At 74.2% G+C, this 14,707-nt stretch carries 14 protein-coding genes; 13 read left to right on the forward strand and 1 reads right to left on the reverse strand.

Going from position 1 to position 14,707, the window contains the following annotated elements; all coding sequences use genetic code 11:
* The first annotated feature begins 125 nt into the window (after positions 1 to 125).
* From ABZ193_RS16755 to ABZ193_RS16785, 7 genes are all read left to right on the forward strand, one after another.
* On the forward strand, positions 126 to 1,259 hold the full coding sequence (locus ABZ193_RS16755) for a flavin-dependent monooxygenase (protein ID WP_237334993.1): 1,134 nt from the start codon (positions 126 to 128) through the stop codon (positions 1,257 to 1,259).
* A gap of 29 nt (positions 1,260 to 1,288) precedes the next feature.
* Positions 1,289 to 1,669, forward strand: a complete 381-nt coding sequence (locus ABZ193_RS16760) for a hypothetical protein (protein WP_027929900.1) — start codon at positions 1,289 to 1,291, stop codon at positions 1,667 to 1,669.
* A gap of 12 nt (positions 1,670 to 1,681) precedes the next feature.
* Positions 1,682 to 2,959 carry an aromatic ring-hydroxylating dioxygenase subunit alpha gene (locus ABZ193_RS16765; RefSeq protein ID WP_020419225.1) on the forward strand — a complete coding sequence of 426 codons (1,278 nt, stop codon included), beginning with the start codon at positions 1,682 to 1,684 and terminating at the stop codon, positions 2,957 to 2,959.
* Complete coding sequence (locus ABZ193_RS16770) at positions 2,952 to 3,452, forward strand: aromatic-ring-hydroxylating dioxygenase subunit beta (protein WP_237334992.1); 501 nt, start codon at positions 2,952 to 2,954, stop codon at positions 3,450 to 3,452. Before ABZ193_RS16765 ends, ABZ193_RS16770 begins: the two co-directional genes overlap by 8 nt.
* The gene (locus ABZ193_RS16775) at positions 3,449 to 4,174 is read left to right on the forward strand and encodes an SDR family oxidoreductase (RefSeq protein ID WP_237334991.1); all 726 of its coding nucleotides are present in this window, start codon (positions 3,449 to 3,451) and stop codon (positions 4,172 to 4,174) included. Before ABZ193_RS16770 ends, ABZ193_RS16775 begins: the two co-directional genes overlap by 4 nt.
* Positions 4,175 to 4,190: 16 nt before the next feature.
* A complete protein-coding gene (locus ABZ193_RS16780) occupies positions 4,191 to 5,138 on the forward strand; it encodes a PDR/VanB family oxidoreductase (RefSeq protein WP_237334990.1) in 948 nt (315 codons plus the stop codon).
* Positions 5,139 to 5,240: 102 nt separating this feature from the next.
* Positions 5,241 to 5,759: a hypothetical protein gene (locus ABZ193_RS16785; RefSeq protein ID WP_354710471.1), complete on the forward strand. Its 519-nt coding sequence runs from the start codon at positions 5,241 to 5,243 to the stop codon at positions 5,757 to 5,759.
* Here the strand turns inward: ABZ193_RS16785 and ABZ193_RS16790 are convergent.
* On the reverse strand, positions 5,741 to 6,397 hold the full coding sequence (locus tag ABZ193_RS16790; protein ID WP_020419230.1) for a response regulator transcription factor: 657 nt from the start codon (positions 6,395 to 6,397) through the stop codon (positions 5,741 to 5,743). The two genes, ABZ193_RS16785 and ABZ193_RS16790, sit on opposite strands and share 19 nt — an antisense overlap.
* Positions 6,398 to 6,515: 118 nt before the next feature.
* On the opposite strand from ABZ193_RS16790, the gene ABZ193_RS16795 reads away from it, so the two are divergent.
* The 6 genes from ABZ193_RS16795 to ABZ193_RS16820 form a co-directional block, all read left to right on the forward strand.
* A complete protein-coding gene (locus ABZ193_RS16795) occupies positions 6,516 to 7,199 on the forward strand; it encodes a response regulator transcription factor (protein ID WP_235716171.1) in 684 nt (227 codons plus the stop codon).
* Complete coding sequence (locus tag ABZ193_RS16800) at positions 7,196 to 8,500, forward strand: HAMP domain-containing sensor histidine kinase (RefSeq protein ID WP_354710472.1); 1,305 nt, start codon at positions 7,196 to 7,198, stop codon at positions 8,498 to 8,500. The genes ABZ193_RS16795 and ABZ193_RS16800 overlap by 4 nt, the downstream gene beginning before the upstream one ends.
* 6 nt (positions 8,501 to 8,506) lie before the next feature.
* Positions 8,507 to 10,435: a fibronectin type III domain-containing protein gene (locus ABZ193_RS16805; RefSeq protein WP_354710473.1), complete on the forward strand. Its 1,929-nt coding sequence runs from the start codon at positions 8,507 to 8,509 to the stop codon at positions 10,433 to 10,435.
* Complete coding sequence (locus ABZ193_RS16810; RefSeq protein ID WP_051123558.1) at positions 10,420 to 11,397, forward strand: MoxR family ATPase; 978 nt, start codon at positions 10,420 to 10,422, stop codon at positions 11,395 to 11,397. Before ABZ193_RS16805 ends, ABZ193_RS16810 begins: the two co-directional genes overlap by 16 nt.
* On the forward strand, positions 11,394 to 12,536 hold the full coding sequence (locus ABZ193_RS16815) for a DUF58 domain-containing protein (RefSeq protein WP_354710476.1): 1,143 nt from the start codon (positions 11,394 to 11,396) through the stop codon (positions 12,534 to 12,536). The genes ABZ193_RS16810 and ABZ193_RS16815 overlap by 4 nt, the downstream gene beginning before the upstream one ends.
* A gap of 141 nt (positions 12,537 to 12,677) precedes the next feature.
* Positions 12,678 to 14,707 (forward strand): transglutaminaseTgpA domain-containing protein (locus ABZ193_RS16820; protein ID WP_354710477.1); only part of this gene is annotated, 2,030 nt, incomplete at its 3' end.

Below are 14,707 nucleotides of genomic sequence, written 5' to 3' on the forward strand. Positions count from 1 at the left end.
GTAAGCCGGGCGCGGCCGGCGCGCGCTGAAGGAATCCCCTACCCGGTGCCGCAGAACCACCAATTCCGCGCGGCGGCCCCGGCTGCCTACCGTCGGGGGGCAACCCGCGAGTAGGAGGAGGCGCGATGGTGCACACCCCGCAGGGCGTCGGGTTCGACGACGTCCTCGCCGAGCTCGCGCAGCGGCGGCAGGAGTTCCGCGAGCAGCGCTACGTGCCGAAGGACTTCGTCGCACGGCTCAAGCAGATCGGGATCTACCGGGCGGCGACGCCGGGCAAGTTCGGCGGGCAGCCGCTGCCGCCCGCCGAGTTCCTCGACACCGTCGAGCGGATCTCGGTCGTCGACGGTTCCACCGGCTGGGTCGCGAGCTTCGGCTCCGCGCAGATCTACCTGGCCGCTCTGCCGCTGGACACCCAGGCCGAGCTGTACCGCGACGGCCCGGACGTGGCCTTCGCCGGCGCGCTGTTCCCGATGCAGCGCGCCGCCGCCACCGAGCGCGGCTACCTGGTCGACGGGCACTGGAAGTTCGCCAGCGGCTGCATGGGCGCCGACCTGATCGGCGTCGGCCTGCCCGGCGACGAGGAGTCCGGCGGCAAGCCGCGCACCGCGGTCCTGCGGCCGGACCAGGTCGAGATCGTCCAGGACTGGGACGTCGTGGGCATGCGGGCCACCGGCTCGTTCGACATCGTCGTGCGCGGGGTCGAGGTGCCCCGCGAGTGGACCTTCATCCGCGGCGGCGCGCCGACCGTGGACGAGCCGCTCTACCACTACCCGACGATCGCCTACGCCTCCCAGGTCCTCGCCGTGGTCGGCGCGGGCGTGGCGCGCGCGGCCCTGGACCACGCCAAGCAGGTCGGCGGCGGCTACACCGGGGTCACCGGCGCGCCGAAGCTCGCCGACCGGGCCTACTACCGCACCGAGGTCGCCCGCGCCGAGGCGGACCTGAGCTCGGCCCGCGCCTGGTTCTACGACCTGAGCGACCAGGTGTGGCAGCACGTGCTGCGCGGCGACACCGCCACCGACGAGCACAATGCCCGGCTGCGGTTGGCCTCCGCGCACCTGGCCCGCGTGGCGTCCGGCGTGGTGGACCGGCTCGTCGAGATCTCCGGCACCGCCCCGATCTACACCGAGCACCCGCTGCGCGACCTGGCGGGCGACGCGCTGGTGCCCAAGCAGCACGCCTTCCTCGGGCCGGCGATCTTCGACTCCGCCGGGGCCGTCCTCATGGGACTGCCGCCCACCAGCCCCGGCTTCCGCTGACCCGACCACCACCGACGAGGAGGACCGAGATGAGCGCGACGCCCCTGCGCGTGCTGTTCTGCATCGGCATCAACCAGAACTTCTTCGACCTGCCTGCCGACGGCATCACGCCCGGGCACGTGTGGCAGGCGTTCGTGTCCATGATGGACGGCATCAAGGCCCTGCCGGGCGTGGACTTCATCGGCGACATCGACGACGACTCGCACATGGTCGGCCCCTCCGACGGCTGGCCGTGGACCGCCTACATCCTCGCCGACGTGGACACCGCCGAGACCGTCAAGGCCGCCTGCAACCTGTTCCGCACCACCCCGGTCGGCGACGGCGGCGCGAAGCTGTGGCGCTTCGCCAAGGTCGAAGCCCGCATCGGCCGCGCGCTGACGGTGCGCGAAGACGTCGAGCTGCCCGGCTGAGGAGAGGACACCATGACCGAGAACATCTTCGCCGCCGCGCCCGCGGACCTCGTGCTCGACGACCGCGTCGCCGGCCGCCTCTACACGGACCCGGAGATCTTCGAGCAGGAGATGACGAAGATCTTCGAGCGCACCTGGGTGTGGGTCGCGCACGAGAGCGAGCTGCCCGGGCCGGGCACCTTCAAGTCCACCTACGTCGGCCGCCAGCCGGTGATCGTGTCGCGGGACCGCAAGGGCACCCTGCACACGCTGCTCAACCGCTGCCGCCACCGCGGCGCGAGCCTGTGCGAGAAGCCGCGGGGCAAGGCCAACGGGTTCACCTGCCCGTACCACGCTTGGTCCTACGGCCTGGACGGCACGCTGCGCGGCATCCCGTACCCGGACGGGTACGAGGGCGTGGCGGACAAGAAGGACCTGTCGCTGCGCAAGCTGCGCACCGAGTCCTACGGCGGCATGGTCTTCGCGACGTTCGACGAGGGCATCGAGCCCCTGGCGGACTTCCTCGGCGACGCGAAGCTGTGGCTGGACCGGTTCATGAAGCAGGGCGGCGGCTACCCGATCAAGGTGCTGGGCAAGCACCAGTTCCGGTTCCGCGGCAACTGGAAGATCCAGCTGGAGAACACCACCGACGGCTACCACTTCCCGATCGTGCACCGGTCGTGGATGGCGTCGGTGGACGCCGAGACCGCGGACATGATGTCGTTCATGACCGACCCGGCGGCGATCACCCACGCGCTGGGCAACGGCCACAGCGTCATGCAGATGGTGCCCGAGCACTCCGACCTCGACGCCGACGACGGCAGCGAACCGCTGCAGGCCCGCTTCGACCACGTCGTTGCGGAGCTGTCCAAGACGCTCGACGACGCGGCCGTGCGCAAGGTGGTCCGCGCCATGCACGGCACCGGGTTCAACCTGAACCTGTTCCCGAACGTGTCGATGTCGGCGGCGTTCTTCCGGGTCCTACGGCCGATCTCGGTCGACGAGACGCTGATCGAGCACATCGCGATCGGCCCGGACGGGCCGCCCGAGCTGGACGTCGTCAACCGCGAGCGGCTGCGCATCCACGAGCACTTCCAGGGACCGTTCGGGTTCGGCACCCCGGACGACGCCGAGGGCTGGGACCGCGTGCAGCGCGGCGCCCAGGCCGCGCCGGACATGCCGATCCTGGTCAACCGCGGGCTCGGCAGGGAGAAGGACGACGAGCACGGCTGGCCGACCGCCCACGTGACCGACGAAACCGGGATGCGCGCCGCGTACCGGATGTGGAAGCAGATGATGAGCGATGACTGACACGATCACCGTCCCGCTGACCGACGTCCGGGTGGCCCGCGCGGTCGAGCTGGTCTGGCGGGAGGCCGAGCTGCTCGACCGCAAGGACTACCTGGTGTGGCAGGAGCTCTACACCGACGACGCCCGCTACGTCGTGCCGATCGACCCGGACACCGAGGACTTCGCCGGCACGCTCAACATGATCTACGACGACGCGCGGATGCGGGCCATGCGCGTGACCCGCATGACCGAGGGCTACGCCATCGCCGCCGTCGACGCGGCCCGCACCGTGCGCACCGTGTCCCGGTTCGTGCCGGAGACCGTGACCGACACCGAGGTCGTGCTGCGCTCGGCGCAGGTGCTGATCGCCTACAAGCGCGGGCGGCACGACATCTGGGCCGCCGACGTGCGCCACCGCGTCCGGCTGTCGTCCTCCGGCGACCGCATCGCGGAGAAGGTCGTGCGGCTGGTGGACAGCGAGGACGCCGTGCCCGCCGCGGGGTTCCTGCTGTGAGCGCGCAGACCGCGGTCGTCACCGGCGGCGCCCACGGCCTTGGCGAGGCGATCGTGCGCCGCCTGCACGCCGACGGCTACCGAGTCGCGATCGCCGACCTCGACGGGGGCGCCGCCGAAGCGCTGGCCAAGGAACTGGGCGAGGCCACGGGGTACGCCGTCGACGTCGCCGACCGCGCGGCGCTGGACGGCCTGCTCGCCGCTGTGCTGGCCGACTTCGGATCAGTGCACGTGCTGGTCAACAACGCCGCCCGCACGCAGGCGAAGAAGCTGATGGACATCACCGCCGACGAGCTGGACGCCGTGCTGAAGGTGAACCTCGGCGGCACGTTCTCCGCCTGCCAGGTCTTCGGCGCGCACTTCGCCGCGCACGGCTACGGCCGGATCGTGAACATGGCCTCGCTCGCCGGGCAGAACGGCGGCACCGCGACCGGCGGGCACTACGCGTCCTCCAAGGGCGCGGTCCTGTCCGCCACCAAGGTGTTCGCCCGTGAGCTCGCGCCGCACGGGGTGACGGTGAACGCGGTGTCGCCGGGCCCGCAGGACAGTCCGGCGGTGCGGTCCATTGTGGACGACGTCGACGGGCTCGCGCGGAGCATTCCGGTGGGCAGGCTCGGCGACCCGGCGTTCATCGCCCGGATGGTCGCCCTGCTCGCCTCGCCCGAGGCCGCCTCCGTCACCGGCGCCTGCTGGGACGCCAACGGCGGGCTCTACCTGCGCTGAACCCGAGGGAGGGACGATGACTTCAACCGTGGTCCGCGTCGCGGAGGTCAGGCAGGAAGCCGCCGGGATCCGCAGCCTGCGCCTGGTCCGCGACGACGGCGCCCCGCTGGGACCGTACGAGGCCGGTGCGCACGTCGACGTCGTCGGCCCGACCGGCCTGGTACGGCAGTATTCGCTGTGCTCGCCGCCGCATGATCCGGAGTCGTTGCTGATCGCGGTGAAGAAGGAAGCCGCCTCGCGCGGTGGTTCCGAGGCGCTGCACACCGTCGAGGCCGGCGACACGCTCGAGATCGGCGAGCCCCGCAACCTGCTGCGCGTCGCCGACGGCGCCCGCCACGTCCTGGTGGCGGGCGGCGTCGGCGTCACCCCGCTGCTGAGCCTGGCCTACGAGCTCCACCGCCGCGGCGCGGAGTTCGAGCTGCACTACTTCGCCCGCGCCCGTGAGCAGGCCGCGTTCGCCGGCCTGCTGGAGCGCGAGTTCGGCGACCGCGTGCACCTGCGCTTCGGCGTGCCGCGCGCCGAGCAGCCGACGATCCTGAAGGAGGTCGCGGGCGAGCTGACCCCGGACGCGCAGGTGTATACGTGCGGGCCGGAGGGGTTCATGGCGCAGGTCTCGGCGGTCTTCGCGCCCGTCGTCGGCGAGTCGCGCGTGCACGTGGAGCACTTCGTGGCCGCCGACGTCGACACCAGCGGCGACCAGCCGTTCACCGTCGAGCTGGACACCGGCGAGGTGTTCGAGGTGCCCGCGGGCAAGTCGATCCTCGCGGTTCTCGGGGAGAACGGCATTGAGGTCTTCAAGTCGTGCGAGGAGGGCATCTGCGGGTCCTGCGTCTCCGGGGTGCTGGAGGGCGTGCCCGAACACCGGGACAGCTGCCTGTCGGCCGCGGACAAGGCCGCCGGGGACCAGATGGCCCTGTGCGTCTCCCGCGCCAGGACGGCCCGGTTGAAGATCGAGCTGTACTGAGCCGGAGTCGCCTGTCCGGTTGCTGCCACGGCCCTGGCCGGGTCCGCGGGGCTGCCGCACGATCGTCCGGTGATCGTGCAGCAGCCGACCGGAGGTGGCCCCGTGACGACCGATCCCGACCTGCTCGGCCCGGTGGTGCACCGCTACCGCGTCTCCCACGTGCGCCTGGCGCTGATCGCCGTCGCCGCGGTCGTCCTCGCCGCCGTGATGGGGGCACTGACCACGCCGATGATGCTGTCCGGGTACTCCTACCAGTACAGCACCGCCATCGGGTTCGGCATCACCGTGACCGTCTTCGCCGCGACGCTCGCGGTGTTCCTCGTCGTGCACGTGGCGCGGCAGGGGCTGTCGGAGACGTTCGAGGTGCGCGACGCGGGCCTCGCGCACACGGCCAAGGGGCGGACGCGGGCCTGGCCGTGGCAGGCGGTCGCCGCGGTCACGCCGTTCCACCCGCGCCGCAGCACCTTCCTGACCCGGCTGGTCATCCGCGACTACCGCTGCACCGTCGCGTTCGCCGACGGCGCGAAGATCCGGTTCTCCGGCGCGCTGGACGGGCACGAGCTGCTGGAGCACGCGATCCGCGCCGGCTCCGCGGTGGGCGGTCAGGCGCCGAGGAGGTAGCCGACGCCCCGGACCGTGCGCACCACCGGCGGCGGCCCGAGCTTGCGGCGCAGCCCGGCGATCAGCACCTCCAGCACGTTCGAGGCGGGCGGCACGAACTCGTCCCACGCCGCGGCGATCAGCTCGGACCGCGGGACCGGCCGCCCGCCTGCGGCGACCAGCCGCTCCAGCACCACGAACTCCTTCGCGGTCAGCGTCAGCGGGGTGCCCGCGCGCCGTGCCTCGTGCCGCCCGGTGTCCACCTCGACGTCCCCGTGGCGCAGCACCGGGGCGGGCAGCGCCGGGCCGCGACGGCACAGGCTGCGCACCCGCACCACGAGTTCGGCCATCGCGAACGGCTTGACGAGGTAGTCGTCGCCGTGGGCGAGCCCGGCGATCCGGTCGTCCACGGTGTCCCGCGCGGTCAGGAACAGCACCGGCACCGGCCACCCCCGCTGCCGCAGCCCCGCCACGTACCGCAGGGCGTCCCCGGCCGGCAGCATGCGGTCGAACACCGTGCAGTCGTAGGAGTTGACGCTCACCGCCTCGTCCGCCGCCGGCAGGTCGGCGGCCACGTCCACCGCGAACCCGGACCCGCGCAGCGACGCCTCGACGGCCACCCGGAGGTTCTCGTCGTCCTCGGTGACCAGCACACGCACCCCGCCACGGTATCGCCCCGGCGCGGCCGGTTCCTGCCAAAACCCGCAAACCGGGCGAACAAGATCCGGCGGGACGCTAAGCTTCCGGGCACACGCTCCCCGTGACGAAGGATCCACCGTGTCCGCACCTGTGACGACCCGGCCCCGGGTGCTGGTGGTCGAGGACGACGAGGACCTGCGCGTCGCGGTCACCGCGGAACTCACCGCCGCCGGCCTCCGGCTGGACACCGCCGCGACCCTCGCCGGGGCGTCGGCGGCCCTCGCCGAGCCCGGGCACGCGTGCGTGGTGTTCGACCGGATGCTGCCCGACGGCGACGCGATCGACTTCGTGCACCGGCGCAGGCAGGCCGGGTGGGCGGTGCCGGTGCTGTTCCTGACCGCGCGCGACACGGTGCACGACCGCATCGCCGGGTTCGAGCACGGCGGCGACGACTACCTGGTCAAACCGTTCGCCGCGGCCGAGCTCGCCGCCAGGGTGCTCGCGCTGTGCCGCCGCTCCGGCACCGGGCGGCCGTCCGTGCTCCGGCACGGCGGCCTGGAGGTCGACTGCGCCCGCCGCGAGGTGCGCCGCGACGGCGTGCTGCTCACGGTGTCCGGCAAGGAGTTCGCGGTGCTGGAGTACCTGATGGCGCGCCCGGAGCAGGCGGTGCGGCGGGCCGAGCTGATCGAGCACTGCTGGGACTCCAGCACCGACCCGATGTCGAACGTGGTGGACGTGGTGGTGCGGCGGCTGCGGGGGAAGCTGGGCGAACCGGACGCGGTGCAGACCGTCCGCGGGGTCGGCTACCGGATGGCGCCGTGAGCGCGCCGCGGAGCGGTTCGGCCGCGCACCGCCTGCGCCGCCTGCGCTGGATGCTCACCGGGCTGTTCACCGCGATGAACGCGATCGGCCTGGTCGTGTTCGCGGTCCTGGTGGTCCAGGCCGACGCGGACAAGGGCGAGCAGGCGATGGACGGCGAGCTGCGCCGCGTCACCTCGACCGTCACCCGCCTCCTGCAGTACGACGACACGCTGGTCACCGCGTTCGTCGCCGAGGACGAGCTGAACACCCAGTGCCCCCAGTTCGCGGTGCTGCCCGGCGGCGCCGAGCGGTTCGAGCCGCACGTCAGCCGCCGCACCTGCGTGCCGGTGGACCTGGCGGTGCTGGGCGGGCTCGCTCAGCGGGCCGTGCAGTCGGGCACCCTGCTGAAGGGCTACGTGCGCGCGACGAACGGCGCGCTGGTGCGGATCGGGGCCGAACCGTTCCGCAACAGCACCGGCCAGTACATCGGCGCGGTGGTCGCGGCCATGGACGCCGGGCCGGAGCAGTCCCGGCACGAAGGGCTGCTGCTGATGGTGATCGGCGGGTGCGTGCTGCTGCTGGCCGCGGTCGGCGTCGCCGGGCACCTGCTGTCCGGGCGCGCGATCCGGCCGGCCACCGCGGCGCTGGAGCAGCAGGAGGTGCTGCTCGCCGAGACCGCCCACGACCTGCGCACCCCGGTCGCGGCGCTGCGGGCGCTCGCCGAGACCGCGACCCGGCACCCCGACCAGGGCGCCGAGCTGCTGCCCCGCACGGTGCGCCTGGCCGGGCGGATGGGCAGCATCATCGACGGCCTGCTGGTGCGGGCCCGGCTCGCCGCCGGGGTGGAGCGGCTGGCCATCCAGCCGGTGTGGCTGGACCAGCTGGTGACGAGCGTAGTGGCGGAGACACCGGCCGAGGACGCCCAGGTGACGGTCACCGCCGCGCCGACCCGCGTCGACGCCGACCCGGCGCTGGTGCAGCGGGCCATCAGCAACCTGCTCGACAACGCGCTGCGGTACGGGCGGCAGCCGGGCGCGCAGGCGCTGGTGCACATCACGGTCGCGGGCGGCCGGGTCACGGTGGCCGACCACGGGCCGGGGATCGACCCGGCGGTCGCGGCGGAGAACTTCGACCGGTTCAGCAGCGGCGGCGGGTCCAGCGGGCTCGGGCTGTCGATCGTGCGGTGGGTCGCGCAGGCGCACGGCGGGGTGCTCCGCGTGTACAACGCCGAGGAGGGCGGCGCGATCTTCGAGCTCGTGCTGCCCGTCAGCAGCGCCGCCCAGCCCGGCCCCGCGCCCTGGTACAGCGAGCATCGGGGGTAGACGCAGATGGACGAGCGGACTTCCCACGGCCTGCGGCGCCGACTGCCGATGGCGTTGCTGGTGGCGGTCGTGGTCGCCGGTGTCGCGGTGGCGGTGTCGGCGGCGGGACGGCCGCTGCCCGGGCTGAACGTCGCGCCGGGCGGGCACTGGGTCGCTTTCCCCGGCCTGGATCGGGTTTTCCACATCAACGGCTCGGCCCGCACCGTGGACGCCTCGGCGGAGGTGCCGGGCCTGGAGCCGGGCAGCCAGGTCGTGCAGGGCGAGACGAGCGGGTACGTGGTGGGGCGGTCGCGGATCCACGAGTTCGGCAAGTCCGACCTCAGCGTGGAGCGCAGCTTCGTCCCGCCGACCGGCGAGGTGCCGGTCGCGATCGAGACGCCGGGCGGGCCTTACCTGGTCTACCGGGAGGCGGGCCGGGTGGTGCGGCTCGGCGACGGCGCGGTGACCATTCCGGCGGGCGGCGTGCTCGGCGACCCGGTGGCCACTCCGGACGGCACGGTGTGGTTGCACCGCCTGGATTCCGGGGTGCTGTGCCGGCTCCCGCGCGACGCGGAGCAGGTGTCCTGCCCGGTGGCGGCTCCCGCAGGCCACACCGGCGGGCTGACCGTGGTCGGCCGGGACGCCGCGTTCGTGGACACCACCTCCGACGTGCTGCGCCCGGTCACCGGGGACGGGTTCGGCGAGCCGGTGCCCGCGCGGATGGACCTGCCGCCCGGCGCCCGGATCGCCCCGGCGGACGCGGACGGCCGGGTGGCCGTGCTCGACCCGGCGACCCGGCGGCTGCACCTGGTCGACGCGGCCGGGCTGGACGGGCGGCGCGCGCCCGCGACGCCGATCAGCCTGGCGCTGGCCGACGGGGACTACGCCGGCCCGACGGTCAGCGGGTCGTCGGTGGTGCTGCTCGACCTGACCCGCAGCACGGTGCTTACCTACAGCAGCCAGGGCGATCCGAAGCGGACGATGCCGGTGCCGCCGGAGGCGGGCGAACCGCGGCTGGCCCGCGGCGAGGACGCCCGCGTGTACGTGGACGGCGCCGAGGGGCGGCACGTGCTGGTGGTGGACCACGACGGCGCGGTGAACCAGGTGCCGGTGGTCGGCACGCAGCGGCCGGACGAGCCGGGCGCGCCGGCCGCCCCGCCGCCGGAGTCGCCGGTTTCGCAGCCCCAGAATGGACCGGTCCAAAATGGACCGGCGCAGAACGGACCGGTCCAGAGTGGACCGGCGCAGAACGGGCCGCCGCCCGGTGGGGGTCAGAACCGGCCGCCCTCGGGTGGTGACGGGGGCCGGCCGCCGGGGCAGACCCAGTCGCCGCCGTCGTCGTCCCGGGCCGTGCCGCCGCCGTCGCCTCCGCCGGTGCCGGCGAGCCCGCCGGGCCTGCCGCCCGGGCTGCGGGCCACCGTGCAGGGCGAGAACGTGCAGCTCACCTGGGGTGCGGCGCCGCCGAACGGCGCGGCCGTCACCGCCTACCAGATCTCCTGGCGGCCGGGGTCGGGCGCGGGTGGGGCGATGACCCGTCCGGGCAGCGCGCGGTCGGCCACGCTGAGCGGGTTGCAGCAGGGCGTGACCTACACCGTCACGGTGGTGGCGGAGAACAGCGCCGGGCGGGGCGCGCCGGCCACGGTCCAGACGCTGGTGCCGGTGCAGCGGACCCCGCAGATCACGATCCGCCGGGGTGAGGACACGACCTACGACGGTTGTGAGGCGCCGGACTGCGCTTACATGCACGTGGAGATGACCGGGTTCGACCCCAACACCAGGTACGAGGTAGAGGTGTTCTCCGACAACCCCGGCTATTCCAACCCGGGCCGGGGCGTCCGGACCGACGCGGAAGGCAACGAGGTGTTCGAGGCTTTTCCCTACGAAAGCGTCGGCTACACCGTGTGGGTCGAAGTCAACGGTGTCCGTTCCAACTACTACGTATGGCCGGGGGGATAGTGCAGAGCGCAACACGAGCGGGCGAGGTCGCCGGGCTGATCGCGAACAACGTGCAGCAGGTGATCCGGGGCAAGCCGGAGCTGGTGCGGCTGGCGGTGGCCGCCCTGCTGGCCGAGGGGCACCTGCTGATCGAGGACGTGCCCGGCCTCGGCAAGACGACGCTGGCGCGGTGCCTGGCGCGCAGCATCGGCGGGAAGTGGAGCCGCATCCAGTTCACGCCGGACCTGCTGCCCGGCGACATCACCGGCGTGAGCGTGTTCCACCAGAAGGACGAGGAGTTCGGGTTCCACCCGGGCGCGGTGTTCGCGAACATCGTGGTGGCCGACGAGATCAACCGCGGCACTCCGAAGACCCAGTCCGCGCTGCTGGAGGTCATGTCCGAGCGGCGCGTGACGGTGGACGGCGTGGCGCACGAGGTGCCGCGGCCGTTCCTGGTGGTGGCCACGCAGAACCCGATCGAGATGGAGGGCACCTACCGGCTGCCGGAGGCACAGCTGGACCGGTTCCTGATGCGGTTGTCGGTCGGCTACCCGGACGTGGCCTCCGAGGTGCTGGTGGTCATGAGCGAGTGCGCCGGCGTCACCGCGGACGAGCTGCCCACCGTGGTCGACATCGGGGTGCTGCGCCAGGCCATCGCGGAGGTGCGCGGGTCGCACCTGGACCGGGCGGTCGTGGAGTACGCGGCCCGGCTGGCGGCCGCGACCCGGGAGCACGCGGCGGTGCGGTTCGGCGCGAGCCCGCGTGGCAGCATCGCGCTGGTGCGGACCGCGCAGGCGCTGGCCGCGACTGACGGCAGGGCGTTCGTCACCCCGGACGACGTCAAGGACGTGGCCGTGCCGGTGCTGGCGCACCGCCTGATCCTCACCGCGGACGCCGAGCTGAACGGCCGCGGCACCGCCGAGATCGTCGACGAGGTCCTGGCCGCCACCCCGGCGCCGGCGATCGGCGCGGCCCGGCGGTGAGGCGGCGGCTGACCGGGCGCGGCGTCGCGGTGCTCGTCGCGGCGGTGCCGCTGCTGGTGTTCGGGCAGTGGGGCGGGTACCCGCTGTTGCGTGCGCTGGGGGCGGTGGCGCTGGTCGCCGTGCTCGCCGCGGTGGCCGTCACCGCGCGCGGGCTGGGTGTCGAGGTGCGCCGTGCCGTGTACCCGGACCGGGTCGAACGGGGCAGTGCCGCGCTGGCGCGGCTGCGGGTGCGCAACCCGGGGCAGCGGCGGCAGGCGGCGTTCCTGGCCACCGACGGGATCGGCGGGCAGGCGCAGACCGTCTCGGTGCGCGCGCTCGCGCCGGGCGCGGAGGCCACCTACCACTACGAGCTGCCCACTGGCGCGCGCGGGCGGCACCCGGTCGGCCCGCTGACGTTGCACCGGGCCGACCCGTTCGGGCTGGCCGTCAACCGCAAGCCCACCGGTGAGACCTCGGACCTGTGGGTGCACCCGCGGCAGCTGCCGGCCCGGGTGCTGGTCAGCGGGCACCCGCGGCACCACCACGACGGCGCCCGCACCGACGACGCGCTGCGCGGCTCGATCGACCTGCAGGACGTGCGCGAGTACGTGCCCGGGGACGAGGTGCGGCACGTGCACTGGAAGGCGACGGCCCGCACGGGGCGGCTGATGGTGCGGGACCTGGTGGACCCGGAGCAGCCGCGGTTCACGCTGCTGCTGGACACCCGCGCCGGATCGCTGTCGCCTGCCGGGTTCGAGGAGGCGGCCGACGTGGCCGCGTCGCTGCTGGTGGCCTCGGCGCGGGCCGGGCACCCGTCGCGGCTGGTCACCGCGGGCGGGCTCGACCTGCCCACACCCGGCGGCCTGCCCGCGACCCGGCAGTTGCTGGACGAGCTGTGCCAGGTGACGCAGGCCCCGGCGGACGCGCTGGTGCCGCCGGCGCTGTCCGCACGCGGCGGCGCGGGCGGATGCCTGGTGCTGGTCAGCTCGGCGCGCACGGAGCCGCCCGCACTGACCTGGCTGCGGGACCGGTTCGACACGATCTTCCTGGTCGCGCTGGAAGGACCGGGACCACGGATGGCCGCGGCGCCGGGCGCACGGGTGCTGCTGGCCCCCGATGCGGTGCAAGCGGTGCGGTTGTGGAACGAGGTGGCGGGGTGAGGCACGCCTGGACATCGCACGTGTCTGCTGTGGACTGCCGTTCGTGGCTGCGCTCAGCGCACGAGGTGACGGCGTGAAGCACACCTTCGTCGCACGACTGTCGCATCCGGACTGTCCAATCCCATGGTCCGGGGTGGTCGCATGAGCACCGCACGTGGAGATCGCGCCGCGATCACCCCCGCCGCCGGGGTGGTGCTCGCGGCGGTGGTCGCGGGGTTGCTGTTCGCCCCGGTGTTCGGCCTTTCCGCGCTCCTGGTGCCGGTCGGGGTGCCCGCGGCCGTCGTGCTCGTCGTCGTCGCCGTGATGCGCACGCCGGGCTCGCTGGCTTGGCGGCCCCTGGTCGCGCTGGTCGCCGGCCTGCTCGCGGTCGTCGAGACGACCCTGTGGCCGACCACCGCGGGCGGGGTGCCCACCGGTGAGACCCTGCGCGCGCTCGCCGACGGCGTGTCCCAGTCCTGGCAGCTCGCACTGCGCTCCACCTGGCCGGCCCGTCCCGAGCCCGCGGTGCTGCTGTTCGTGCCGCTGCTGACGGTCCTCGCCGCGGTGCTCGGCGCCGAACTGCTCCGGCTCACCCGGCCACTGGCCGCGCTGGTGCCGAGCCTCGCCGTCGTGGTGCTCAGCCAGTTCTACGCGGCGGCGTCCGGCTGGGGCGCGGTGGGCACGGCGCTCGCGTACGCCGTGGCGGCGGGTGCCGTGCTCGCCACCGGGCGCGGACAGGGGCGGCGGCCGGTGTTCCCGTCCGCGGCCGTCGCGCTCGCCGCCGCGGCCGTGGTGGTCGCCGGGGTCGCCGTCCCGTCCCCGCCGGCGAAGTACTCCCTCAAGGACGACCAGCTCGCCCCGCTCACGCAGGTCCAGATCGCCAACCCGCTGGACGACATCGCCTACCGGCTCGCCCACCCGGGCACGCCGGTGTTCCGCGTCGACGGCGCGGCCGGGGTGGACCGGTGGGCCGTGGCGGTGCTGGACGAGTTCGACGGCGTCAACTGGTCGCCCGGCGCCCGCTACCGCACGCTCGGCAGCGAACTCCGGCCGGGCCCGGAGGTGACCGTGCCGGTCGAGGCGCGCACGGCCCGGATCTCCGCCGTCGACCTCGGCGGGCCGTGGCTGCCGAGCCAGACCTGGCCCGCCGGAGTGAGCGGCGCCGAGCCGCTGGTGGAGGAACAGCAGGGCACCTTGCTCGTGCCGGACGGCGGCCGCGCCGGCGACTACACCCTGACCTGGTGGGCGCCGCAGATCCCGGCGGGTTCGCTGTACGGCGCGGCGATCGACCCGGACGCGCCCGGCGGCCTGTCCGGCGTCGGCACGGTGCCGCCCGGGATCACCGAGCTCGCCGAGCGGGCGGTGAACGGCACCCGGCCCACCTTCCAGGCGGCGCTCGCGCTGGAGCGGTTCTTCCGGGAGAACTACCGGCTCGCCAGCGGCCAGAACCTGCCGACCGGGCACTCCTGGCCCCAGCTCGCGGAGTTCCTGCTGACCGCCAAGCGCGGCACCAGCGAGCAGTTCGCCGCCGCCTACGTGGCCCTGGCGCGGGTGCGCGGCATTCCGGCTCGGCTCGTGGTCGGCTTCCGCGCGCCGACCGGCACGACAGTGGTGAGCAACGGCGACGTGCTGGCCTGGCCGGAGGTGGCCGTCGAGGGCGTCGGCTGGGTGCCGCTCGACCCGACGGGCACCGCCGCGCCCGGTGCGGCCGCGGGCGCCGGGCTGGCCGCCGCGACCGCGGGGGCACGGGCGCAGCTGCCCGCGTCGCAGGACCTGCTCGACCCACCGGTGGCGGCGGGAGAGGGCACCGGCGACGGGAGAGGCGGGACCGGCCGGTTCCCGTGGGCGGTGACGGGGGCGGTCCTGCTCGCCGTGGTGCTGCTCGGGGTGTTCGGCGTGCCGCTGGCCAAGGGCGTGCGGGCGTGGCGGCGACGGCGCCGGGGTGGATCCGGCGCGGTGATCGGCGCCTGGGAAGAGGTGCGGGACCGGCTGCGCGGTCACGGCGTGCCCGTCACGGCGGGGATGACCGTGCGGGACCTCGCGACCGCTGCCGCCCGGTTCGTGGATCAGTCCACTGTGGAGGAGCTGCGGTCGCTGGGCCGGACGGTGGACGTGGCGCTGTGGTCGGGCGCCGGGCCGGACGACGGCCGGGCGGCGCAGGCGTGGACGGCCGTGCGCCGGGTGCGGGGCGG

This window comes from Amycolatopsis sp. NPDC006125 (genome assembly GCF_040614195.1).
In the GTDB taxonomy this organism is placed as follows: Bacteria; Actinomycetota; Actinomycetes; order Mycobacteriales; family Pseudonocardiaceae; genus Amycolatopsis_E; species Amycolatopsis_E tucumanensis.

Bases quoted from the DNA above. Each gene is read 5' to 3' on its own strand.
- ABZ193_RS16765 (WP_020419225.1), top strand. From the start codon at position 1,682: ATGACCGAGAACATCTTCGCCGCCGCGCCCGCGGACCTCGTGCTCGAC.
- ABZ193_RS16770 (WP_237334992.1), top strand. From the start codon at position 2,952: ATGACTGACACGATCACCGTCCCGCTGACCGACGTCCGGGTGGCCCGC.
- ABZ193_RS16760 (WP_027929900.1), top strand. From the start codon at position 1,289: ATGAGCGCGACGCCCCTGCGCGTGCTGTTCTGCATCGGCATCAACCAG.
- ABZ193_RS16810 (WP_051123558.1), top strand. From the start codon at position 10,420: ATGGCCGGGGGGATAGTGCAGAGCGCAACACGAGCGGGCGAGGTCGCC.
- ABZ193_RS16755 (WP_237334993.1), top strand. From the start codon at position 126: ATGGTGCACACCCCGCAGGGCGTCGGGTTCGACGACGTCCTCGCCGAG.
- ABZ193_RS16780 (WP_237334990.1), top strand. From the start codon at position 4,191: ATGACTTCAACCGTGGTCCGCGTCGCGGAGGTCAGGCAGGAAGCCGCC.
- ABZ193_RS16805 (WP_354710473.1), top strand. From the start codon at position 8,507: ATGGACGAGCGGACTTCCCACGGCCTGCGGCGCCGACTGCCGATGGCG.